This is a genomic window from Ferruginibacter yonginensis (genome assembly GCF_042651465.1).
In the GTDB taxonomy this organism is placed as follows: Bacteria; Bacteroidota; Bacteroidia; order Chitinophagales; family Chitinophagaceae; genus Ferruginibacter; species Ferruginibacter yonginensis.
This window is the reverse complement of record NZ_JBHSCZ010000002.1, coordinates 934,504-957,341: the sequence shown is the minus strand read 5'-3', so window position 1 is coordinate 957,341 and position 22,838 is coordinate 934,504. Positions and strand designations below refer to the sequence as shown.

Below are 22,838 nucleotides of genomic sequence, written 5' to 3'. Positions count from 1 at the left end.
CGGAGACGAAGGGATTCGAACCCTTGATACAGTTTCCCGTATACACACTTTCCAGGCGTGCTCCTTCAACCACTCGGACACGTCTCCTTTATTATTTGTAGGCTGGCAAAAGTACATGATGCATTTTATACTTTAAATAGTTTTTCCGCATTGTTTGTTGTGATGTTGATTACATCATTTATATCTATTTCTTTTATATCAGCTAACTTTTGTGCAACAAAGGGTAAATAGGCACTTTCATTTCGTTTACCTCTTTTAGGTACAGGTGCTAAATAAGGTGCATCAGTTTCTAAAACAATATGAACCATATCAATTTCTTTCAAAACAACATCTAAGCCTGCATTTTTATAAGTAAGTACGCCACCAATGCCCAATAAAAATCCTAAATCAATAATTTGTTGTGCCTCTTCAACACTACCTCCAAAACAATGAAAAATCCCTTTTAAATCAGGGTGTTTATGTGCTGTAATAACATCAATTGTTTCTTGGGTGGCATTACGTGTATGTAGTATTAATGGCAGTTTAAAATTAATTGCCCATTCAATATGTTGTTGTAATGATTGGTACTGAGCGGCTTTAAAAGTAGTATCCCAATAAAAATCTAACCCAGTTTCACCAATAGCCACTACATTTTTTTGTTGCAACATCGTTTGCACTTTTAATAACTCATCAGCTACATTTTCTTTTACATAACAAGGGTGTAACCCTGCCATAGCAAAACAATGTTGTGGGTATTGTTGTTGTAGTTGTAACATAGGTGCTATGTAGTTGCTATCAATAGCAGGCATCATCATTTTAAGAACACCAGCTGCAATAGCCCGTTGTATCATTTCATGTTGATCCGTTTTAAATTCTTCGCTATATAGGTGCGTATGTGTATCGATCATGTTAACAATTGAATAACTAAAAAGTAATTAAAAAAAATTTGGCTGTAATGAACAAAATATTATCTTTGCATCAGTTTTCATAGGGTACGGATTAAAAAAGGACCAGGGTTTCTACCCAGGTCCGTTTTATTTTAGGCAAGTCCTGTTTGTAATAAGCTCCGTAATTTTTTCAAATACATACCCTTTATCAGTAAAATATTGTAATACTTTAGGCAAAGCATAATACATACGTTCAGCAGCTTTATCACTATCATGAAATACAATAATAGCCCCATTAGTAGCTTTTAGCAATACATTTTCTGCACATGTTTCTTTTGTAATACTCGTATCAAAATCGCCACTTAAAACAGTCCACATAATTATCTTGTAAGGTTTTTGAAGTGTAGTTAACACCTTCGCTTGAAAGCGCTTGATACGTCCATAAGGTGGTCGAAATAAGTTTGATTTAATTACATCAGCTGCATCATTTACTTCTTTTAAATACATTTCATCTTTAACAACATAACCGTTTACATGGTTATATGTATGGTTACCAATAGCATGGCCTTCATCAATAATTTGTTGGTAAATATGAGGGTATTGCACTACATTTTTACCAATGCAAAAAAAGGTTGCTTTAGCATTATACTGTTTTAAAATATTCAATATAAATGGGGTGTGCACAGGGTGAGGACCATCATCAAAAGTGAGGAACATTTCATTTTTTTGAGTAGCCGCCTCCCATATCATATTGGGGAAAATACTTTTAAACCAACCCGGCGATTTTATCAAATAATACATGCGTAAAAATAATTATTTAAAACCATTAAACTTTAAAAACCAACATAGGTCTATGCTTTTACAAAATAACTTCTTAAAATTTTAAATACATACAAATGAAATCATTATTAAAACTAACAGGTATTGCATTAGGTATTTCCATTGCTTTTACATCATGTAAAAAAGATAACAGTGTTGATAACACTGAGTTTGAAACTACATTTACCCTCAGCTCATACGAAGGTATTTCCGAAAATTTAATGCAAGATGCGAATGATGTTTTGAACGAAGTTGCTGCTGATAATAATTTACAAGGCACTAATTTCACTAGTGGTGCAGCTGAAACCAACGGTATTTTAAACTGTGCTACGGTAACTATTACACCTGCTAACAGCTTCCCTAAAACCATTGTAATTGATTTTGGTGCAGGCGGTTGCACCTCTCCCAACGGCATTGTACGCTCTGGTAAAATAAATGTAACCTTAACAGATTCATTACGTCGCCCAGGTAGCGTTGCAACCCTCAACTTTGATAACTATTTTGTAAGTGGTTTTAAAAAAGAAGGTAATGTTACCTGGACCAACACCAGCACTGCTAACACAAAAAGCTGGCGAAGAACCTGCACCAATGGAAAAATTACCGCTCCAAATGGCAACTATTGGTTACACAGTGGCACACAAAATGTTACCCAAATTGCAGGCAATAACACCCCATTAAATTTAATTGATGATGTATTTACTATAACAGGCAACCGTACTATCACCAACGCAGCAGGTAATACTCGAGTGGGTACTATTATAAATGCGCTACAAAAAAAGGCTAGTTGCGAAAATATTGATCAAGGTACTTACCAAATTCAAGGCCCTAACCATACAGCTACTATTGATTATGGTAATGGCGCTTGTGATAAAATTGCCACCATATCAATTGATGGTCGCCCTGCAAGAACTTTCTTGTTAAGATAACATCACAAATAATATATTTAAAAAGGTTGTACCATTTGGTGCAACTTTTTTGTTTGTAAACTATTGGGTACTAAAACTGCATTTATAGTTGATGCAGTATCTTTGCAACCTATGAGTAAAGTACGAGTACGATTTGCCCCGAGCCCCACAGGCGGCCTACACCTTGGTGGTGTACGAACAGTTTTGTTCAATTATTTATTCGCCAAAAAACATGGTGGCGATTTTATATTGCGTATTGAAGATACCGACCAAACCCGTTTTGTGCCGGGAGCTGAAGCCTATATTTTTGAATGTTTACAATGGTGTGGCATCACTGCTGATGAAAGTGTGTTAGCAGGTGGTCCTTATGCACCCTATCGTCAAAGCGAACGTAAACCCATTTATAAGCAATATGCCGAGCAATTGGTAGCAGCAGGTAAAGCTTATTACGCTTTTGATACGCCTGAAGAAATTGAAGCCATGAGGGCACAACGTAAAGCAGAAGGCAGCGGTAGCTTACAATATGATGCTGGCATACGCATGCGCATGAACAATTCGTTGCGTTTGTTACCGCAGGAAACACAAGCTTTAATTGATAACGGTACGCCGTATGTTATTAGAATAAAGGTTGACCCTAATGACATACTATCTTTTACAGATATGATTAGAGGCGATATTGAATTTGATACCACTAATGTTGACGACAAGGTATTGCTGAAAGCAGATGGTATGCCTACGTATCACTTAGCGGTAGTGGTAGATGATTATTTGATGAAAATTACCCATGCTTTTAGAGGTGAAGAATGGTTACCTAGTGCACCCGTACATATTTTATTATGGAAGTATTTATTTGGGTTAGAACATATGCCACAATGGGCACATTTACCGCTTATTTTAAAACCAGATGGTAATGGCAAATTAAGTAAAAGAGATGGTGATCGCTTGGGCTTTCCGGTATATGCTATGGATTGGCAAGACCCTAAAACCAAAGAACTAACCAAAGGTTTTAAAGAGTTAGGTTTTTTACCTGAAGCATTTATGAACTTATTAGCCATGCTTGGTTGGAACCCCGGTACTGAACAAGAGGTATTTAGCATAGATGAACTCATTGCAGCTTTTAGTATGGAAAGGGTACAAAAAGCAGGTGCTAAATTTGATTTTGAAAAAGCCAAATGGTATAACCATGAATGGATTAAAAAATTACCAGCTGCGCATTATCTACCACAAGTAAAAAGTTTACTGGCAGCACAGCAAATTGAAATTACTGATGATGCCTATTTGGTAACTATTATGGAAATGGTAAAAGAGCGCTGTACTTTGTTGACAGATTTTTATGAACAAACGGCCTACTTTTTTAAAGCCCCTACCCAATGGGATGTAGCCTCTGTAAAACCAAAATGGTCAGCAGAAAAAGCAAGTTTTTTCGAAGTATTGATAGCACAAATTCAAACAATGCCACAGTTTGATGCGCCTGCACTAGAACTGTTATTCAAAGCATTGGCAACAGAAAAAAACATAAAACCGGGTGAGTTACAATTGCCCTTACGTATTATGTTAGTAGGCGCTAAGTTTGGACCAGGTGTTTTTGATATTGCTGAAAAAATAGGTAAGCAAGCAACTATTGAACGTATACAACAAGCATTTCCACGATTTTTATAAAAACGTTTAAGTAAAATATTAAAACGCATCTATTGAAAAATGGATGCGTTTTTTTTGTTACGGTACTCAATTTTTAAATTCTACAAAATCATTTCCCACAACATATTTTTAATTACTTTTACGCTTATTAAAATTTCGTTTTTGTGAGCCAAACATTAAACAGACCTGTAAGAGTATTAGTTGCCAAAGTTGGTTTAGATGGGCATGATAGAGGCGCTAAAGTAATTGCCACCGCACTCAGAGATGCTGGTATGGAAGTAATTTATACAGGCCTACGCCAAACACCTGAAATGGTGGTAAATGCTGCATTGCAAGAAGATGTAGATGCCATTGGCGTAAGTATTTTAAGTGGTGCTCACATGACGGTTTTTCCGAAAATAATGACTTTATTGAAAGAAAAGGGCATGAATGATGTGTTACTCACCGGCGGTGGCATTATACCAGAAGATGATATGAAAGCCCTTAACGATATGGGTACTGGGCGCCTTTTTCCGCCAGGCACTACCACCACCGAAATTGCAGATTATATAAAAAATTGGGTGGTTGAAAATAGATCATTTTAAAAGTTGCCTTTTGTTTTATTACTCAAATATTAGGCAATTGCAAGCGGTTTCTTTTTGAGTAAATTCTGATAGCGATTACCAATACCACACAAATAATTAAGTTGATTTCTTTATCAATATTGGTTTGTTTGAGTAACAAATAAATAGCACCGCCAATAGCACAAGCCGTTGCGTATAACTCTCCTCTCTTAAATAAATTAGGTACATCGTTGCAAAAAATATCAGCAATCAAGCCACCGAAAGTGGCTGAAATTACACCCATAATTAATGCATAGGGTTGGTTAACACCTTGTGCCAATGCCACTTCAATACCTGCAGCTGTAAATAAACCAATACCCAACGCATCAGTAAAAAAAATGGTTTTGCTAAATTTATTAACGCCTTCTTTCAATAAAAAAGTAATAATACCACCTGCTACCACCAACGCCAACGCTACATAATCATTTACCCAATTCACAGGTCTTATTCCAATTAAAACATCTCTAATGGTTCCGCCACCATAAGCCGTTGCAAAAGCTACCACTAAGCCTCCGAAAATATCCATCTGAAATTTTCGGGCTTTTAAAGCACCGGTTAATGCAAAAACAAAAGTTCCGGTATAGGTAATGAATTGGAGCAACGTCATGCCGTAAAGTTATCAAATGTATTATCTTCGATGCTGAAAAAATATACCAAATGAATTTTACCACATTACTATTTGCCATTGAAAATGGTACCGCAATTATAACCATTAACCGACCTGATAAACTAAATGCATTAAATAAAGATGTATTTACTGATGTAGAAGCTGCCATTGACCATATTCAAAACAATACCGACATAAAATCAGCCATCATAACTGGTGCCGGCAGCAAGGCTTTTGTTGCAGGTGCTGATATTAGTGAATTTAACGGCCTAACAAATGAAGAAGCCATGGCACTTTCAAAACGTGGACAAGATATTTTCTTTAAAATAGAAAACAGTAAAAAGCCTGTAATAGCTGCTGTTAATGGTTTTGCTTTAGGTGGTGGCTGCGAATTAGCCATGGCTTGTCATTTTAGATTATGTAGTGATAATGCCAAATTTGGTCAGCCCGAAGTAAACCTCGGCTTAATACCAGGCTATGGTGGTACGCAACGGCTTACGCAATTAATTGGTAAAGGTAAAAGCATGGAGTTGCAAATGACGGCTAATATGATTGGCGCTACTGAAGCCTTACAGTTAGGTTTGGTAAATTATGTTACCACGGCTGATGAATTATTGCCAAAGGCAAAAGAAATTTTACAATCCATACATACCAAAGCACCTATTGCAATCAGCAAAGTAATTGAATGTGTAAACGTTGCAGTAGTGAGCGACAGTGCCTACACCAATGGTAAAAGCGGCTATGAGTTAGAAATGGCTGCCTTTGGCGAAACCTTTGCTACTGATGATATGAAAGAAGGTACTACCGCCTTTTTAGAAAAACGAAAAGCAATTTTCACCGGAAAATAAATTTCAAAAACGCACTACTTTTAGTGCGTTTTTTATTGAATAATTCTAATCACTTTTACGAAATGGGTTTTGTAATACCCTGTAAAATTATTGATGATTACACCTACATTTTTACCTGATGTTGAATGAATAAACTGCGGTACTTTACCGCCTGCAGTTATGATACCCATATGGCCCACAATGCCGGTACTATTATCGCTTCCTGTAAATAAAATCAAATCACCTGGTTGAGCATCTTCATAAAATATGGTAGCGCCTTCATTGGTAAAATCAACGGAAGTTCGAGGTGTTTTTACATTAAAATGGGTAAACACATATTGAATAAAACCGGAGCAATCTAAACCATTTTTGGGGTTAGCCGAGCCATACTTATATGGTGTACCTAACAGTGTTTTGGCAAAAGCCACTAACTCATTTCTGTTTAAAACAATCAACTGTTTAAAGGTTTTAGCTTTAGGGTTCATTACCACACTGGTACTTTTTGTTACTTCTGTAGCTTTTGAAAGTTTTTTACTGCTACCACATGCCAATAAAAAAAAGGATACAAAACATACTATAAAAAAAACTTTACCATTCATGGATTATAAAAATTGATGGGTTGTTTACAAGATAGTAATTATTTGTTTCAACTATCTTTGCACCTCATTATAAAATCATTATTACACCATGGAATACAGAATTGAAAAGGATACAATGGGTGAAGTAAAAGTGCCTGTAAACGCTTACTTTGGTGCACAAACCCAACGCAGTATTGATAATTTTAAAATTGCACAAGATATTAATAAAATGCCCAAAGAAATTATTAAGGCATTTGCATATTTAAAAAAAGCAGCTGCATTAACTAATAAAGATGCTGGTGTATTATCAACCGAAAAATGTGACCTCATTGGTAAAGTGTGTGATGAAATTTTAGCCGGGCAATTAGATGAATATTTTCCTTTAGTAGTTTGGCAAACCGGTAGTGGTACGCAAAGCAACATGAATGTAAATGAAGTAATTGCTTACCGTGGGCATGTTTTAAATGGTGGACAGTTAGGCGATAAAGAAAAGTTTTTACACCCTAATGATGATGTAAACAAAAGCCAAAGTAGTAACGATACTTTCCCAACGGCGATGCATATTGCAGCCTATAAAATTTTGGTTGATGTTACCATACCAGGCATAAAAAAATTAAGAGATACATTAGCGCAAAAAGCGGAGCAATATAAAAACGTCGTTAAAATTGGTCGTACCCATTTTATGGATGCTACACCACTAACCGTAGGACAAGAATTTAGCGGCTATGTATCGCAACTCGACCATGGCTTACGTGCCATCAACAATACATTAGCGCATTTGAGTGAACTAGCTTTGGGTGGTACGGCTGTTGGTACTGGTATTAACACACCTGCTGGTTATGCTGAAAATGTGGCTAAATATATTGCTGATTTAACCGGCTTGCCATTTGTAACAGCCGAAAATAAATTTGAAGCATTGGCAGCGCATGATGCTATTGTAGAAGCACATGGTGCTCTAAAAACTGTTGCCGTAAGTTTAATGAAAATTGCTAATGATGTAAGGATGTTATCAAGTGGACCACGTAGTGGCATTGGTGAACTCTTTATACCTGATAATGAACCGGGCTCTTCTATTATGCCAGGCAAAGTAAACCCAACACAATGTGAGGCTTTAACCATGATAGCTGCTCAAGTAATGGGTAACGATGTTACTATTGGTATTGGCGGTAGTAATGGGCATTTTGAGTTAAACGTTTTTAAACCAGTAATGATTTATAATTTTTTACACAGCGCCCGTTTAATTGGCGATGGTTGTGTATCATTCAACGATAAATGTGCCGTAGGTATTGAGCCTATTGAAGCCAACATAAAAAAACACGTTGATAATTCGTTGATGTTGGTAACGGCTTTAAATACTAAAATTGGTTATTACAAAGCAGCCGAAATTGCACAAACAGCTCATAAAGAAGGCACTACTTTAAAAGAAATGGCTATTAAATTAGGCTACGTAACTGCTGAAGAATTTGACCAATGGGTAGTACCTGCTGATATGGTGGGTAAAATTTAATAAGCGTTTTACTTTATAAAAAAACCGTTTCAAATGTTGAAACGGTTTTTGTTTTTATAATATTTCTTTCCAAGTATGATCTGCTAATAATTGTACTTTAGCGTAATGCGATTTAAATGGTTTTTTACCCCTGCCCCATTCTTTTGGGCTCACCATACTAATCATATAACTGCCATCTTCTTTTTCATACAAATGATAAACTTGCCCAATTACTGGTTGAAAATTAAGTTTAGCACTATATATAATCATGGAGAGTTGTTTCCTTGATTGTATTTCTTGTGCCTGCATAGCTAATAGTTCAATTTGCTTGCGTATCTGATCTAACTGCATATTGGTTTGCTCTTCCATAGCAGTAAGGGCTTTGTGGCGAATAATGCCAGCCTCGGTGGGTTTTATAACAGCACCGCTAACACTTGTACTATAAGGCAACACACTCATTTGCTTGTGATACCATTCTACATTAGTAAACGTTGCACCTTCTTTATTAATGCCCTTTTGGGTAATTTTTAAATACCCGTTGGGTTGAATTTCGTGTACCACTTCTAAAACCTGCGTACCATTTTTTTCAAAAATAATTTCGAAAATAATTCCACTCAAAAAATTGCCCTTTACATGTGTGGCCCAATCTTGTTGTGTAAAATCTTGTAGCTGACCATCCACAATAAATTTATATTGTGTACCCACCGCCACATTTTCAAGTGTAACCCAGCTTGTATTAATGAGCAACTCATTACTAACATCAGTAGTACTTATTTGAAAATAGCCGCTTTTGGGGCGTTCGCCTTGCTCGTAGGTTCCTTTTTCAGGAAATAGTTGCCATGAGGCCAAAAAATTATATGCTGCTGTCATGTTTTAAATTGCTGGCAAAATTAGTAACATTTTAAAGTTATTTGTTACGATATGGAGTAATAAACAAATGAGCGTTAGTTTATTGCAAAAAAAAGCATATTCAAATTGAATATGCTATATATAAATTTATGAAAATCAATTATTACATGGCAGCAAGCTGTACTTTTTGTTGCAATTCTAAAACGCTTTCTTTAAACAAGCTATCGGTATCCATTAAATCTTTCACCGTTTGGCAGCTGTGTATAACGGTAGTATGATCTCTACCACCAAAATGCTCACCAATGGTTTTTAATGAATTTTTTGTGAATGCTTTTGATAAATACATGGTAATTTGACGAGCCTGTACAATTTCTCTTTTACGAGTTTTTTGTAAAAGCTTATCATAAGCCACATCAAAATATTCGCATACCATTTTTTGGATAGCGTCTATCGTAATCTCTTTAGTAGATGACTTTACAAAATTTCTAAGTACTTTCTTTGCCAATTCGAGGTCTATTTCTCTTTTATTTAGCGAAGATTGTGCCAATAACGAAATTAAGGCGCCTTCTAACTCTCTTACATTACTATTAATGTTATAAGCAATATATTTTACTACTTCACGAGGCATATCTAAGCCATCGTTTTTCATTTTAATATCTAAAATTTCAATTTTTGTTTCGTAGTCGGGCACTTGCAAATCAGCACTTAAACCCCATCTAAACCTACTTAGCAAACGCTCTTGTACACCTTCTAAATCTTTAGGTGATTTATCGCTGGTTAAAATTAGTTGCTTACCACTTTGGTGTAAGTGGTTAAATATAGAAAAGAAAGCATCTTGTGATTTTTCGGCACGGTTAAAAAACTGAATATCATCAATAATCAATACATCAATCATTTGATAAAAATGAATGAAATCGTTGATGGCATTGTTACGACCGTGATCAATAAATTGGTTGATGAATTTTTCTGAACTAACGTACAATACAACCTTGTTAGGGTTTAAATTTTTAACCTCATTACCAATGGCTTGTGCTAAATGCGTTTTTCCTAAACCTACACCGCCATACACTACCAATGGGTTAAACGAAGTACCGCCTGGTTTTTCAGCAACTGTTTTACCTGCTCTACGGGCTACACGGTTACAATCACCCTCAATGAAGGTATCAAAAGTGTATGCAGGATTGAGTTGCGGATCAATCTGCATCTTTTTTAAACCCGGTATTACAAACGGGTTTTTAACAGGATTGTTTATAACCAGCGGAAAATCCATTTCGTTGTTTGAATATGATTTGTATCCATGCCCAGGCACATCCATGGTAAGCGGCTTATTTTTACTATTGCCACTATCAACCATAATTCTGTATTCAAGCCTAGCCTCTTTCCCTAACTCTCTTTTTAAGGTTTTAGCAAGGAGCGATACATAATGCTCTTCAAGATACTCATAAAAAAACTGACTTGGTACTTGAATCGTAAGAATTTTTTCTTTCAGGCTGATAGGCTTGATAGGTTCAAACCACGTTTTAAAGTGCTGCCATTCTACAATATCTTTGATAATGTCCAAACAAGAAGCCCATATTTTATCAAAAGATTTCTCCATTAGTAATACAACAATTTTTTACTTACAGTATTCAGTTAGTTTTGGTCCAATAAAATGGTAAAACACACACCAATTTTTATGGGGACAGCGAATATCAAAATAAATTGTTGATAAAAAAAACTTTTTATTGTTTTTAAAAAACCCATTGGCAAAAAAAAATATCAAATGCTGCTTTCTTCAAAAAAAATAATTTTCTATAATTCAATACAGTACTACATCTTATCATTTTTTTCAAATGAAATATAATTTTTCATCAGATTAAAAAAAAATTAAAAAAAATACATATTATATTTTTTGTAAATGTGTATAAGCATGAAAACAGTAGAATTTTTTCGTAAAAAAATTACTTAAAAAAGGCTGTAGATTATCATCCGTAAGAATCCATAAAATACCGCTAATTTTGAAGCCTAAAAAATAATGATATGAGTTATGAATTAACGGGTAAATTAATTGCAAAATATGACACCGTTCAACGTACCGAAACTTTTAAGACAAGAGAATTTGCTGTTGAAAAAATTGATGATGTGCAAGGCCGTTCTATTGTGAACTATGCAAAATTTCAATGTGTACAAGATAAAACAGCCATATTAGATAAGGTAAATATTGGCGATGACATTAAAGTATATTTTAATATTAAAGGAAGCAAATGGGAAAAAGACGGCAAAACCAATTACATTACCAATTTAGATGCTTGGCGAATTGAGCAACTGTTAGCCCCAAATACAGGTAATAACAACAATGCTGCAGATACTTTTGAACCAATGGACAATTTTACTGCAGAAGATGATAAGGATGATTTACCGTTTTAAATAACCCACACAAACCACTTTAACAAGTGGTTTGTGTTTATAAATGTTTGTAAGGAGAAGACCTTACCCATACAATATGCAACAAAAATTAAGTTTTAAATTATTACCAGCCGAAGCGGCTAGCGATGTTACAATAAAACAATATATAGCTAGTGCTACTTCACAAAAAATAACCAACATTACTGGTTATAAAATTCAAAAAAAATCTATTGATGCCCGTGGTAAAACCGTGTATGTAAACCTCACGTTACAAGCGTTTATTAATGAGCCTTTTCACCAACATACACCCACTCATTTTCAGTTTAAAGATGTACATAATGCTAGCAAAAAAGTAATCATTATTGGTGCCGGGCCTGCAGGTATTTTTGCTGCATTACAATTATTAGAAAAAGGAATTCAACCTATAATTTTAGAAAGAGGCAAAAATGTTAGGGCAAGGCGTAGAGATTTAGCTGCATTAAATAAAGAAGGTATTGTAAACCCCGAAAGCAATTATTGCTTTGGTGAAGGAGGTGCTGGCACGTATAGCGATGGTAAGTTGTATACCCGTAGCAACAAAAGAGGTAACATAGATCGTATTTTACAATTATTTGTACATTTTGGTGCTCCTGAAAATATTGTATACGATGCACACCCACATATAGGTACCAATAAATTACCACAAATTATTACCGCCATGCATGCGCATATTATTGCATATGGCGGACAAGTATTGTTTGAACAAAAGGTAACCGATTTTACTGTTGAAAATAATCAAATAAAAAACGTTGTAACGCAACAAGGGCATAGCTTTTCAGGTGATGCATACATATTAGCAACTGGCCACTCTGCCAGAGATATTTTTACGTTACTTCACCATAAAAATATTTTAATAGAAGCGAAGCCATTTGCATTAGGCGTACGAATTGAGCATCCTCAACAACTTATTGATAGTATACAATACCACTGTAATATTGAAAGAGATATTCATTTACCACCAGCCAGTTACTCACTTGTACAACAAGTAAATGAAAGAGGCGTTTTTTCATTTTGTATGTGCCCAGGTGGTATTATTGCCCCAGCAGCAACCGACCCTAGTGAATTGGTTGTAAACGGATGGAGCCCATCAAAACGAAACAATGCGTTTGCCAATAGTGGCATGGTAGTACAAACAGAAAAAAAAGATACTTATGCTATTATGAAAAAACTGGGCATTGCTGAAAACGACCCTTTACTTTTCATGAAATTTCAACAGTTAATTGAACAAAAAGCATTTACAGCAGGTGGCGGAAATTTTGTAGCACCTGCACAACGCATGCAAGATTTTATCAATAAAAAAACTTCATCAACTTTACCAGCCAACTCCTACTTACCCGGCCTAAAAAGTGCTGATTTAACAACCGTTTTACCTCCCTTTATTTATGAATCGCTAATGGGTGGGTTTAAAGCATTTGGTAAAAAATTAATAGGTTACTTAACCAACGAAGCAGTAGTGGTTGCGGTAGAAAGCAGAACATCGAGCCCTGTAAGAATACCAAGAGATGCTGATACATTACAACACCCACAAATAAACAATTTATACCCTTGTGGCGAAGGAGCAGGCTATGCAGGTGGTATTGTAAGTGCCGCTATGGATGGTGAACGTTTGGCATTAATAATTACAGAACAGTTACAACCTACTTAAACCTAATTTTTACCACTCATAAATTTTATTAATTACTGATAATTATATTGGTATTACTTTTAATATCAAATAATATTACTATGCATTTATTGCAACTAGAAAATATCAAAAAATATTTTGCAACACAAAAGGCGGTTGATGATATCAGCTTTAACATTCCTAAAGGATCAATATTTGGTTTGCTAGGTCCAAATGGTGCTGGTAAAACCACTTTACTGCGAATGATTACGGGTATTTTTTATCAAGATAGTGGTCAAATCATTTTTAACGGAAAACCCTACCAACCTGAAGATGATAGTGTCAATATTGGTTACATGCCTGAAGAACGAGGTTTGTATAAAAAAATGAAAATTGGTGAACAAGCCTTGTATTTAGCACAATTAAAAGGCCTTAGTAAATCGGAAGCATTGGCCAAGGTGCAGTATTGGTTTGAAAAATTTGAAATGCAAAGTTGGTGGCATAAAAAGGTAGAAGATTTGAGTAAAGGCATGCAACAAAAATTACAATTTGTAATTACGGTTTTGCATGAACCGAAGTTGATTATTTTAGATGAACCCTTTAGTGGCTTAGATCCTGTAAATGCCAATTTAATAAAAGATGAAATTTTTAGGTTGGCTCAAAACGGTAGTACCATCATTTTTAGTACACATAGAATGGAGCAAGTTGAAGAAATTTGCGACCACATCATCTTAGTTAACAAAGGGAAAAAAATATTAGATGGAACGGTACAACAAGTAAAACAAGCACATAAAGAAAACCTATACAGTATTAGTAGTAACAAGCCGTTAGCAAATATTGAGCATCATTCAATGTTTACGGTTATTGAACACAACCAACATCAATTACTATTACAGTTGCAACCCAATACTAATACAAATGATGTGTTACAATGGTTTATTCAACAAGGTGTTCAAATAAATGAATTTAAAGAACTACTACCATCACTCAATGATATTTTTATAAAATTAGTAGAAGGTACTTCAAAAGCCCGTCAATTTCAAAACATATAATTACAACAAATGAAAAATAAAATAGGTTTAGTTATTAGTAGAGAATATTTATCGAGGGTTCAAAAAAAATCATTTTTACTCACTACTATTTTAGTGCCACTAGTATTTATTGCATTTTATATTGGCATCATTGCCATTACCATGAAAGGCAGTACTGATAAAGAAAAAATTGCTGTTATTGATGAAGCCAATATTTTAAATAAAGCTTCGCTAGATAGTTTGGGTAATTATGTTTTGATAAATAATAAAACGGAGAAAGTTTTTGTAAATGAATATAAAGATGCTGGCTACAAAGCATTTTTATACATCCCTTCTATTAATATTGATAGCCCTAAAAATATTGTGCTGCATAGCAAATCAACTATGAACTTGAGCACTTCTTTTAAGATAGAACAACTGGTTAACAAAGCCATAGAAGCTAAAAGATTAGCTGCATCGGGCATTGCAGCAGAAACATATAAAAAAATAAAAGCCGATGTAGATATTGAAAATACGATTGATACTGAAACTGGTAGTAAAAAAAGTGTGGCAGGTGTAGCTTACGGTGTATCGTTTATTTGTGGTATGCTCATTTATATAATGATGATTATTTATGGTACCCAAGTAATGAGAGGCGTAAGCGAAGAAAAAACGAATAGAATTGCAGAGGTAATGGTGAGCTCTATTAAACCATTTCAATTAATGATGGGTAAAATTATAGGCATTGGTGCAGTTGGGTTAACACAATTTGCTATTTGGATTATTTTAATGGTAACGATGCAATTGTTTATACCACTTATTTTCCCTGATTTGTTAAGCAATGCAACCGCTGCAAATGCTACTGCCGCTGCAAACACAGGTGTTACAAGTACTATTTTAACTGGCTTATCATCATTACCATTGTTAAAAATTGGCCTTTCTTTTACATTCTATTTTTTAGCAGGTTACCTCACTTATGCTGCATTGTTTGCTGCAGTAGGTAGTATGGCTACTGATGATCAGCAGGAGTCGCAACAATTGATGTTTCCTATTTTAATGCCAATAATTCTAGGGTTTGTCATCATGACAAAAGCAGTATCTGACCCTCAAAGTGGTTTAGCAGTTTTTGGTAGTTTGTTCCCTTTAACATCACCAATTGTGATGATGGGCAGAATTACCTATGATGTACCTTGGTGGCAAATGGCCTTATCAATGGCCTTGTTAATAGGTTGCTTTATATTCTTAACGTGGCTTACGGCAAAAGTGTACCGTATGGGCATATTAATGTATGGAAAAAAACCAAGTTGGAAAGAAATGTTTAAACTAGCTTTTAGAAAAAACTAAGCGGTAGTTTGATTATTTAATTTACTATCAATAGAAGATTTGATTTGCTTGTTGGCATATTTATAAAGTATATCAGCAATAAAAATTAATGAAAACAAAATAAGCCCTAAAATAAACCCACCAAATGCATATACCATTTTAGATGGCTTAACAGGTATAAATGGCGGTTCTGGTCTGTCAAGTATTTCGATAATAGGCGTAACTTTTTGTAAGCGCCACAAGGCTTCTTCTCTATTAGATACGGCATTGTTATATTGTGCTAAAACTAACAATTTTTTATTTTCTAAATTTTCAACAGGAACAGTATATTGTAGTTTTGATGGGGGTACAAAAATACTTTTGTTGTTAATATCGATACGCTCTTTATCGTATTGGTTTATGAGGTTTTGAAATGAATCAACCTTACGTTGGGTAAAATCAAAGTCGTATTGCGCTTTTTTAATTTTTAATTCTTTATAAAATGTAGAAATTTTATCAATTAAAACATACGTTGTAGGACTGATCAAGTCTTTATCTTTACTTGTAAAATCTACTTCTAACAAACTATTTTTATTGATTTTTACAGTATAATAACCTGCCAATAAACTTGAGCCTGTGGCAGCTAATGCAACTGTATCTTTTGGCGTAGCTAATTCAGGGGCGCTGTATGATTTGTATTTGTTATAGTTATCAATTAATACCTCCGCAATAGTTTTATTTTTAAATTGGGGTAAACGAACCAGCGCTACGGCTTCTCTCGTTTTTCTACTTTTGGCAACTTCTTCAATATTTACATTAGCATCATCAGTAATACTTTTTGAATTTGCGCCATTAGCGCCTAATATTTCTCCAATTCTTGATGAGGCAGAACTATTATCAGAACCAGATGTAAGAGGAAAAACTGTTGCTTTTATGCTGTAAGATGTAGGTAAACTATTTACATAAAAATATAACAATACTGCTAGTATTAATGCAGCGCCTAGTATCACAAATTTGAATTTGTTTAATCTATCTAATAAATTTTTAATGAGTATTTGGCTAGTCATTTATAAGAAAAATTAATTGATATACTTCAATATAAGGGCTGTAACCAGCACTGGTACTAAACTTGTGGCTGTTGTTCTAATAACGTCAGTAATTTCTTGTCCTTCTGGTCTGCCAGGTATTGTAATTACCGACCCTTCTTCTACTCTTGGGTAAAAATGAAAGAAGAAGAAATTTTTTGTACGCTTACTTTTACCATTGGCGTATGTTACAAAAACCCTACGTTTCCAAGGTCTTATACCAAAACCACCAGCTTTGTCTACGTAAAAAGCAACATTGGTATGCTCTTTATCAAAAACTATTTTGAGTGGCGATTGTACTTTACCTTCTACACTTACAAAAGGATTAATTTCAGGAATAAAGATGATATCATTTTCTTGTAAAATAATATCGAATTTAGAATTCTTATATTTTAAGGCTTTATACAAATCAATACTTACTGGTTCATCAATATTTTTAATTTTTTTAGCTGTCTCAATTGCGTTTCCAACACTATCATACTGTGTTTCACTTACTTGCTTTTCTCTTAAATTTTCTGTTTTGCGTCTATATAAAACCGCACCTGATAAGTTAGCATTCTCTTTAAAACCACCAGCTCTAGCAATATAGGATGATAATTTTTCGTATTTATCTAATCGTGGGTATAAACCTGGGTATTTTACCAAGCCTTTTATTTCAATATTTTGTTGCAGTTCAAATGTGGGATTTTTTCTCACTAATACTTGATCGTAAGGTTTCATTAATATTTGAGCAGCAGCTGAGTCAATTTGCAAGTTTTGATCAATTGCATAAGATTTTACAACGGTTCTTGTTGGTTTTAAACCTTTACGTGCAGAGTCAACATCTACAATACTTGAAATTTCTAAACGGCCAAATTCAGCCGATGGTTTTAAGCCGCCAGACAAATACAATAAATCTTGCAACGTCATGCCGCCATATTTTCTTTGAGTGCCTGGTTTTCTTACTTCACCAAAAATTTCAACATTAATGGGTTCAGAAAATTCATAGCTACCAAAAAGTAATACAACATCATTGGGTTGTAAAGCCACGTTATTTTTACTTAATATATTGTTGTTTGAAATATCTGTTAAATCGACTTCTAACCTATCAGATTGTAAAGAGGTTGAATCACCAGCACCTCTAAAAACATAAGCTCTATTTAAGTAGGTATTACGAGTAACACCACCTGCTCTGTTAATTAAGTCAAATAATTTATCACCATCTCTGTACTCATAAGTATCAGGATATTTTACTTCTCCTTTAATTTCAACTTTATTGATGATACCATTTTTTACCAAATCTGCCTTCAAAATATCACCATCTTTCAATAATTCATCTTGACCTGCAATTTTTAAAATAGCATTTGCATTGATATCTCTAATAATTTGGCTTTCATTTTCAACCCTAACAATTTTTAAATTAGAAGCTAATGCTCCTGAATTTAAACCCCCACTGTATTTTAGTAATGCTTTTACCCCTTCATCTTTACGTAATTGATAATACATAGGGCGCTTAAACTCCCCGGTTACCAACACTTTCTTTTCATAAAATGGTACTATAATGAAATCATTATTTTGTAGATAAATATGCTTGCCAAAATCGCCAGTTTGTAAATATTTATAAACATCTAACTCCTCAATAACCCTACCATTGCGTTTAATTTGAATATTGCGCAAATTGCCTTGATTGGTGACGCCGCCAGCTTTGGCAATTACATTAAATGCATTACTAAATGCCGAAACGGTATAAATACCTGGGTTATTTACTTCATTAACAACATTAATATTTATGGTACGTGGCTTACCTAAAGCAATATCAATATTAGTACCTACAGGAACTACGGCTGAAAAACGACTGTATAATAACCTTCGTACATTTTCAAATACCAACCCTCCTACATAAATTTTACCCATACCCTTAGGGAAAATTGATCCATCAGAACCAACAACATAATTATTTTGAAACTCAGCTCCTCCGTATAAACTCACAATAATTTCATCGCCTACGCCTATAGGATAATCAAGTGGTGGTGTAGATAATTCAGCCACATTGGTTTGTGCTGCGTTTGAAAATACGTTAGCACCGTATGTATTTTTAGGACTGTACTCGTTTTTAGAACCACTATTATCGGTTAAGCTATCCTTATAAACTTTATTGTTTTTATATAAGTCAGCATTTCTATCCTTACCAGCATCAGTATTATTACCATCTGCCAAAACCGATTGTAGCTGTGGGTTTGTTAGGTTAACTGGAGGTGTATTTATAGTAGGCACCCCAGATGGATTTGTAGTAGGAGGCGGCTGTGAAAAAGTGATGGTTGATACTATTACTGATAATAACAATAATAATAATCTTGGTATTGAAACCATTGATCCTCTATGCATTACTCTAAGGATTGTTTTACAAATTGATTGATTACGGCAAATATAGTATTATTTGCCTAAGGCAGTTAATAATTCGTTGTATTCCAGCCATATCTCTTGCACTATGTCAGCCGCTGGCTGTATGGTTTTTATTAAGCTGGTTACTTGTCCTATTTCCAATTCACCCTCTACCAAATCGCCTTCAAACATGCCTTTTTTGGCACGACCTCTACCGAGCAATTGTTCTAAGGTAGTTTTATCAGCATGTGCATTTTCGGCCGCAACTACTTTGTTAAAAAATTCATTTTTAAGTAACCGTACGGGTGTGAGTTGCTTTAGGGATAGTTGTGTACTGCCTTCTGGCGCTGCCACAACAGCATTTTTAAAATTAATATGGCAACTGGCTTCGTTACTTGCTACAAACCTGCTACCAATTTGCACAGCACTTGCACCTAACACCATTGCCGCTAACATTTGCCTTCCCGTTGCAATACCACCTGCTGCAATAACTGGTATATCTAAGGCTGCGGCCACAGCTGGTATCAAAACCATTGTGGTAGTTTCTTCACGTCCGTTATGGCCACCGGCTTCAAAACCTTCTGCCACCACTGCATCACAACCTGCAGCCTGTGCTTTTAAGGCAAACTTTGTACTACTTACTACATGTACAACCTTAATGCCATGCGATTTTAGGGTAGCAGTGTAAGTATTAGGATTACCTGCACTTGAAAAAACTATTGGTACTTTTAGGTCGATGATGGTTTGTATATGCGCATCAATAGAAGGGTATAATAAAGGAATATTTACAGCAAAAGGCTTATCCGTTGCAGCTTTACATTTTATAATTTGATTTTTAAGTACCTCAGGGTACATACTTCCGCTCCCAATAATACCCAGTCCGCCTGCATTGCTAACAGCGCTAGCCAGTTCCCAACCACTGGCCCATATCATACCGGCCTGTATAATGGGTTTTTCTATACCAAATAAATCAGTAATTCTTTTTGATGTAATCATATAAAATTAACGTGGCCCGCCACCTAAATCGATAGCAGTATTATCTCCTATATTTAAACTTCTACTTACGCCTCTAACTTCTGCATCACTACCTATGAGTGAACTATTTAATACAATTTCGTTTAGGTTAGAATAGGCACCTATGATGGAATCTTTAATAAGGGCATGGTTTACGGTTGTATTATCGCCAATGGCTACATTTGGGCCTACAACAGAGTTTTTAATGATGCAACCATTACCAATACTCACCGGAGGAATAATAATTGTATTGGTTAATGATACCGTTTCCGCCACATAGTTGCCAAACTTTTGTAATAGGGTAGCGTTTGATGAAATAAGTGTTTCTTTTTGCCCACAATCAAACCAGTTAGATACCTTCATAGCTTTAAACGAAGCACCACTTTGAATCATACAATCTAAAGCATCGGTTAAATTAAAAGCATCGTAACTACTGGTCTTTAAATCTTGAATTTTACGCAAACAATCAAATAAAATAGCCGTTTCTTTAATTTTATAAATACCTACCAACGCCATATTGCTTTTAGGTATTGCAGGTTTTTCAACTACCCTTGTAATGTTGCCATGATCATCTATTTCAGCAACTCCAAAATTTCGTGGATCATCCACTTTTTTTACAGCCAAAATTGAATGAGGTGCGGCAATCATTTGTTGAATATCAAACTCAGCAATAGTATCACCTAATACAATCAATATTTCATCATTACCTACCAATTCTTTAGTAATATCGATGGCATGCCCCGTTCCGTTACGTTCATTTTGAGTAATAAAATGTGTGTGTAATTCAGGATAATGGGTCAACACATAATCTTGAATTTTTTCACCCAAATACCCAATTATAAAAATAAAATCACAAACACCTGCGTCTTTTAGTTGATCAATTATAATGCTTAAAATAGTTTTACCTGCTAAAGGAATCAGCGCTTTAGGTTGTGTATAAGTGTGTGGCCGTAATTTGGTACCTGCACCGGCCACTGGTATAATTGCCTTCATGTATTAATGTCGTTTATAAAAGTCGTTTTATGCCAAAAATTACTTGCTTACCAATTAACTAAGTGAAATTAACGATTTTAAAATTAACCATAATAAGCCACTGTTACATTAGTTAAAAATGCACGGCGTATATTTGCAACACTAAAATTATTTTATGCAAAGAGATACTGCCTTGTTTGATTTGATTGAAAAAGAGTTGCAAAGACAACAGCATGGAATTGAATTAATTGCTAGTGAAAACTTTACAAGTCCGCAAGTAATGGAAGCCATGGGCTCGTGCCTTACCAACAAATATGCTGAAGGGTACCCTGGTAAAAGATATTATGGAGGTTGCGAAATTGTTGACCAAGTAGAGCAATTAGCTATTGATAGAATTAAACAAGTATTTAATTGCGAATATGCCAACGTACAACCACACAGTGGTGCACAAGCAAATGCCGCTTTAATGTTGGCTATTTTACAACCTGGCGATAAAATTTTAGGGTTAGATTTAAGTATGGGTGGCCACCTTACCCATGGCTCACCAGTTAACTTTTCAGGAAAATATTTTAAACCATCATTTTATGGTGTTAAAAAAGATACAGGACTTATCGACTATGAAATGCTCGAAGAAAAAGCCCGTACTGAAAAGCCTCAATTAATTATTTGCGGTGCATCAGCTTACAGTCGTGATATTGATTATGCACGAATTAGAAAGGTGGCAGATGAAGTAGGTGCCTTTGTTTTATGCGACATGGCACACCCTGCTGGCCTTATTGCTAAAGGGTTATTAAGCTCACCATTTGAACATTGCCATTTTGTTACAAGTACTACCCACAAAACATTACGTGGACCAAGAGGCGGTATCATTTTAATGAAAAAAGATTTTGAAAACCCAATGGGTTTAAAAGATTTAAAGGGTAACCTTCGTATGATGAGCAATGTAATTGACATGGCTGTTTTTCCGGGTACGCAAGGCGGTCCTTTAGAGCATGTAATTGCAGCAAAGGCTGTTGCGTTTGGCGAATTATTGAGCGATGAGTTTACAACATATATTACACAAGTGCAAAAAAATGCACAAGCAATGGCCAAAGCTTTATTGGCAAGAGATTATCAAATTATTAGTGGTGGTACTGATAATCATTTAATGTTAATTGATTTACGCAACAAAAATATTACTGGTAAAAAAGCACAAGAAACCCTTGATAAAGCCCATATTACCTTAAACAAAAACGCTGTGCCATTTGATGATAAAAGTCCGTTTGTTACCAGCGGTATCAGAATAGGTGTGGCAGCTATCACCACCCGTGGTATGGTTGAAAGTGATATGGAAAAAGTGGTTGATTTAATTGATAGAATACTTAAAGATATTGATAACGAAGCAACCATTGAAAACGTAAGAAACGATGTAAAAAATTGGATTTTACAATTTCCATTATACGCCACCAAAGCTTAAAATAAAATATTAGTTTATGTTACAACGCATTCAATCAGTTTGGTATTTTTTAGCGGCAATTGCTGTTTTTTTAACACTAAAATTTCCAACATACAGTGGTACTAATAAAGAATTAATACCATCTACTTTTTTAAATGGTACATCATCTTTAATCATGATTTTTGTAACATTAGCTGTAGGTATTATTTGCTTAATTACTATTTTCTTGTACAAGAACAGACCACTACAATTAAAAATTTCATTGCTTGCTTTGTTATTGCAAGTGGTACTCATTTATTTGTACTATAATGCTATTAGCAGTTTTGTACAAGGCACTTTATCATTAACATCTGTATTGCATGCATTAGTTATTGTATTTATTATATTAGGTATCCAAGGGGTGAGAAGAGATGAAAAAATTATAAAAGATAGTAATCGCTTACGATAATAAATGA

The 22,838-nt window shown here is 34.8% G+C and carries 21 protein-coding genes and 1 tRNA gene; 11 read left to right on the top strand and 11 right to left on the bottom strand.

Annotated features, from left to right (window positions below; genetic code table 11):
• The 3 genes from ACFOWM_RS11370 to ACFOWM_RS11360 all read right to left on the bottom strand — a co-directional run bounded on the left by ACFOWM_RS11370 (position 1) and on the right by ACFOWM_RS11360 (position 1,667).
• Positions 1-87: transfer RNA gene (locus ACFOWM_RS11370), tRNA-Ser, on the bottom strand.
• A gap of 38 nt (positions 88-125) precedes the next feature.
• On the bottom strand, positions 126-887 hold the full coding sequence (locus ACFOWM_RS11365; RefSeq protein WP_379710105.1) for a TatD family hydrolase: 762 nt from the start codon (positions 885-887) through the stop codon (positions 126-128).
• 126 nt (positions 888-1,013) lie between these two features.
• Entirely contained in the window at positions 1,014-1,667 is a 654-nt protein-coding gene (locus ACFOWM_RS11360) for a polysaccharide deacetylase family protein (protein ID WP_379710102.1), read from the bottom strand.
• A 95-nt stretch (positions 1,668-1,762) separates the two neighbouring features.
• Here ACFOWM_RS11360 and ACFOWM_RS11355 point away from each other — a divergent pair, with 95 nt between their 5' ends.
• The 3 genes from ACFOWM_RS11355 (at position 1,763) to ACFOWM_RS11345 (ending at position 4,812) form a co-directional block, all read left to right on the top strand.
• On the top strand, positions 1,763-2,611 hold the full coding sequence (locus ACFOWM_RS11355; RefSeq protein WP_379710099.1) for a hypothetical protein: 849 nt from the start codon (positions 1,763-1,765) through the stop codon (positions 2,609-2,611).
• Between the two features lie 111 nt (positions 2,612-2,722).
• Positions 2,723-4,249 (top strand): glutamate--tRNA ligase, encoded by a 1,527-nt coding sequence (gene gltX / locus ACFOWM_RS11350; protein ID WP_379710097.1) that lies wholly within the window; start codon positions 2,723-2,725, stop codon positions 4,247-4,249.
• Positions 4,250-4,392: 143 nt separating this feature from the next.
• Positions 4,393-4,812: a cobalamin B12-binding domain-containing protein gene (locus ACFOWM_RS11345; RefSeq protein ID WP_379710094.1), complete on the top strand. Its 420-nt coding sequence runs from the start codon at positions 4,393-4,395 to the stop codon at positions 4,810-4,812.
• Positions 4,813-4,834: 22 nt separating this feature from the next.
• Here ACFOWM_RS11345 and ACFOWM_RS11340 read toward each other — a convergent pair whose 3' ends face one another.
• Positions 4,835-5,437 carry a trimeric intracellular cation channel family protein gene (locus tag ACFOWM_RS11340; protein WP_379710091.1) on the bottom strand — a complete coding sequence of 201 codons (603 nt, stop codon included), beginning with the start codon at positions 5,435-5,437 and terminating at the stop codon, positions 4,835-4,837.
• 50 nt (positions 5,438-5,487) lie between these two features.
• Here ACFOWM_RS11340 and ACFOWM_RS11335 point away from each other — a divergent pair, with 50 nt between their 5' ends.
• Positions 5,488-6,285, top strand: coding sequence for an enoyl-CoA hydratase/isomerase family protein (locus ACFOWM_RS11335; protein WP_379710089.1), 798 nt, complete (start codon positions 5,488-5,490; stop codon positions 6,283-6,285).
• A gap of 32 nt (positions 6,286-6,317) precedes the next feature.
• On the opposite strand, the gene ACFOWM_RS11330 is transcribed toward ACFOWM_RS11335, so the two are convergent.
• Positions 6,318-6,863, bottom strand: a complete 546-nt coding sequence (locus tag ACFOWM_RS11330; protein ID WP_379710086.1) for a C40 family peptidase — start codon at positions 6,861-6,863, stop codon at positions 6,318-6,320.
• An 88-nt stretch (positions 6,864-6,951) separates the two neighbouring features.
• Here ACFOWM_RS11330 and fumC point away from each other — a divergent pair, with 88 nt between their 5' ends.
• A complete protein-coding gene (gene fumC, locus ACFOWM_RS11325; RefSeq protein WP_379710084.1) occupies positions 6,952-8,349 on the top strand; it encodes a class II fumarate hydratase in 1,398 nt (465 codons plus the stop codon).
• Between the two features lie 54 nt (positions 8,350-8,403).
• Here the strand turns inward: fumC and ACFOWM_RS11320 are convergent, their stop codons facing one another.
• Both ACFOWM_RS11320 and dnaA read right to left on the bottom strand, forming a co-directional pair.
• Positions 8,404-9,198: a DUF2452 domain-containing protein gene (locus ACFOWM_RS11320; RefSeq protein WP_379710082.1), complete on the bottom strand. Its 795-nt coding sequence runs from the start codon at positions 9,196-9,198 to the stop codon at positions 8,404-8,406.
• Between the two features lie 142 nt (positions 9,199-9,340).
• Complete coding sequence (gene dnaA, locus ACFOWM_RS11315) at positions 9,341-10,774, bottom strand: chromosomal replication initiator protein DnaA (protein ID WP_379710079.1); 1,434 nt, start codon at positions 10,772-10,774, stop codon at positions 9,341-9,343.
• 422 nt (positions 10,775-11,196) lie between these two features.
• On the opposite strand from dnaA, the gene ACFOWM_RS11310 reads away from it, so the two are divergent.
• The 4 genes from ACFOWM_RS11310 (at position 11,197) to ACFOWM_RS11295 (ending at position 15,558) form a co-directional block, all read left to right on the top strand.
• Positions 11,197-11,583, top strand: a complete 387-nt coding sequence (locus ACFOWM_RS11310; protein WP_379710076.1) for a DUF3127 domain-containing protein — start codon at positions 11,197-11,199, stop codon at positions 11,581-11,583.
• 76 nt (positions 11,584-11,659) lie between these two features.
• Positions 11,660-13,246 (top strand): NAD(P)/FAD-dependent oxidoreductase, encoded by a 1,587-nt coding sequence (locus ACFOWM_RS11305; RefSeq protein WP_379710073.1) that lies wholly within the window; start codon positions 11,660-11,662, stop codon positions 13,244-13,246.
• Positions 13,247-13,326: 80 nt separating this feature from the next.
• On the top strand, positions 13,327-14,256 hold the full coding sequence (locus ACFOWM_RS11300; protein ID WP_379710071.1) for an ABC transporter ATP-binding protein: 930 nt from the start codon (positions 13,327-13,329) through the stop codon (positions 14,254-14,256).
• Between the two features lie 9 nt (positions 14,257-14,265).
• The gene (locus ACFOWM_RS11295; protein ID WP_379710068.1) at positions 14,266-15,558 is read left to right on the top strand and encodes an ABC transporter permease; all 1,293 of its coding nucleotides are present in this window, start codon (positions 14,266-14,268) and stop codon (positions 15,556-15,558) included.
• Here ACFOWM_RS11295 and ACFOWM_RS11290 read toward each other — a convergent pair.
• The 4 genes from ACFOWM_RS11290 to ACFOWM_RS11275 are packed head-to-tail and all read right to left on the bottom strand — an operon-like array spanning position 15,555 to position 20,969.
• The gene (locus tag ACFOWM_RS11290) at positions 15,555-16,583 is read right to left on the bottom strand and encodes a hypothetical protein (RefSeq protein ID WP_379710065.1); all 1,029 of its coding nucleotides are present in this window, start codon (positions 16,581-16,583) and stop codon (positions 15,555-15,557) included. The two genes, ACFOWM_RS11295 and ACFOWM_RS11290, sit on opposite strands and share 4 nt — an antisense overlap.
• A 12-nt stretch (positions 16,584-16,595) precedes the next feature.
• Positions 16,596-18,965, bottom strand: a complete 2,370-nt coding sequence (locus tag ACFOWM_RS11285) for a polysaccharide biosynthesis/export family protein (RefSeq protein WP_379710062.1) — start codon at positions 18,963-18,965, stop codon at positions 16,596-16,598.
• A gap of 48 nt (positions 18,966-19,013) precedes the next feature.
• A complete protein-coding gene (locus ACFOWM_RS11280) occupies positions 19,014-19,958 on the bottom strand; it encodes an NAD(P)H-dependent flavin oxidoreductase (protein ID WP_379710059.1) in 945 nt (314 codons plus the stop codon).
• A 6-nt stretch (positions 19,959-19,964) separates the two neighbouring features.
• Positions 19,965-20,969: a sugar phosphate nucleotidyltransferase gene (locus ACFOWM_RS11275; RefSeq protein WP_379710056.1), complete on the bottom strand. Its 1,005-nt coding sequence runs from the start codon at positions 20,967-20,969 to the stop codon at positions 19,965-19,967.
• A gap of 154 nt (positions 20,970-21,123) precedes the next feature.
• Here ACFOWM_RS11275 and ACFOWM_RS11270 point away from each other — a divergent pair, with 154 nt between their 5' ends.
• Both ACFOWM_RS11270 and ACFOWM_RS11265 read left to right on the top strand, forming a co-directional pair.
• Positions 21,124-22,404: a serine hydroxymethyltransferase gene (locus ACFOWM_RS11270; protein WP_379710053.1), complete on the top strand. Its 1,281-nt coding sequence runs from the start codon at positions 21,124-21,126 to the stop codon at positions 22,402-22,404.
• A gap of 16 nt (positions 22,405-22,420) precedes the next feature.
• Positions 22,421-22,831, top strand: coding sequence for a DUF4293 family protein (locus tag ACFOWM_RS11265; RefSeq protein WP_379710051.1), 411 nt, complete (start codon positions 22,421-22,423; stop codon positions 22,829-22,831).
• Positions 22,832-22,838 lie beyond the last annotated feature (7 nt).

Excerpts from the sequence above, each read along its gene's own strand:
- ACFOWM_RS11310 (WP_379710076.1), top strand. The coding sequence starts at position 11,197 with ATGAGTTATGAATTAACGGGTAAATTAATTGCAAAATATGACACCGTT.
- ACFOWM_RS11300 (WP_379710071.1), top strand. The coding sequence starts at position 13,327 with ATGCATTTATTGCAACTAGAAAATATCAAAAAATATTTTGCAACACAA.
- ACFOWM_RS11330 (WP_379710086.1), bottom strand. The coding sequence starts at position 6,863 with ATGAATGGTAAAGTTTTTTTTATAGTATGTTTTGTATCCTTTTTTTTA.
- ACFOWM_RS11275 (WP_379710056.1), bottom strand. The coding sequence starts at position 20,969 with ATGAAGGCAATTATACCAGTGGCCGGTGCAGGTACCAAATTACGGCCA.
- ACFOWM_RS11365 (WP_379710105.1), bottom strand. The coding sequence starts at position 887 with ATGATCGATACACATACGCACCTATATAGCGAAGAATTTAAAACGGAT.
- fumC (WP_379710084.1), top strand. The coding sequence starts at position 6,952 with ATGGAATACAGAATTGAAAAGGATACAATGGGTGAAGTAAAAGTGCCT.
- dnaA (WP_379710079.1), bottom strand. The coding sequence starts at position 10,774 with ATGGAGAAATCTTTTGATAAAATATGGGCTTCTTGTTTGGACATTATC.
- ACFOWM_RS11285 (WP_379710062.1), bottom strand. The coding sequence starts at position 18,965 with ATGCATAGAGGATCAATGGTTTCAATACCAAGATTATTATTATTGTTA.
- ACFOWM_RS11280 (WP_379710059.1), bottom strand. The coding sequence starts at position 19,958 with ATGATTACATCAAAAAGAATTACTGATTTATTTGGTATAGAAAAACCC.
- ACFOWM_RS11270 (WP_379710053.1), top strand. The coding sequence starts at position 21,124 with ATGCAAAGAGATACTGCCTTGTTTGATTTGATTGAAAAAGAGTTGCAA.
- ACFOWM_RS11355 (WP_379710099.1), top strand. The coding sequence starts at position 1,763 with ATGAAATCATTATTAAAACTAACAGGTATTGCATTAGGTATTTCCATT.
- ACFOWM_RS11335 (WP_379710089.1), top strand. The coding sequence starts at position 5,488 with ATGAATTTTACCACATTACTATTTGCCATTGAAAATGGTACCGCAATT.
- ACFOWM_RS11305 (WP_379710073.1), top strand. The coding sequence starts at position 11,660 with ATGCAACAAAAATTAAGTTTTAAATTATTACCAGCCGAAGCGGCTAGC.
- ACFOWM_RS11360 (WP_379710102.1), bottom strand. The coding sequence starts at position 1,667 with ATGTATTATTTGATAAAATCGCCGGGTTGGTTTAAAAGTATTTTCCCC.
- ACFOWM_RS11265 (WP_379710051.1), top strand. The coding sequence starts at position 22,421 with ATGTTACAACGCATTCAATCAGTTTGGTATTTTTTAGCGGCAATTGCT.
- gltX (WP_379710097.1), top strand. The coding sequence starts at position 2,723 with ATGAGTAAAGTACGAGTACGATTTGCCCCGAGCCCCACAGGCGGCCTA.
- ACFOWM_RS11295 (WP_379710068.1), top strand. The coding sequence starts at position 14,266 with ATGAAAAATAAAATAGGTTTAGTTATTAGTAGAGAATATTTATCGAGG.
- ACFOWM_RS11340 (WP_379710091.1), bottom strand. The coding sequence starts at position 5,437 with ATGACGTTGCTCCAATTCATTACCTATACCGGAACTTTTGTTTTTGCA.
- ACFOWM_RS11320 (WP_379710082.1), bottom strand. The coding sequence starts at position 9,198 with ATGACAGCAGCATATAATTTTTTGGCCTCATGGCAACTATTTCCTGAA.
- ACFOWM_RS11290 (WP_379710065.1), bottom strand. The coding sequence starts at position 16,583 with ATGACTAGCCAAATACTCATTAAAAATTTATTAGATAGATTAAACAAA.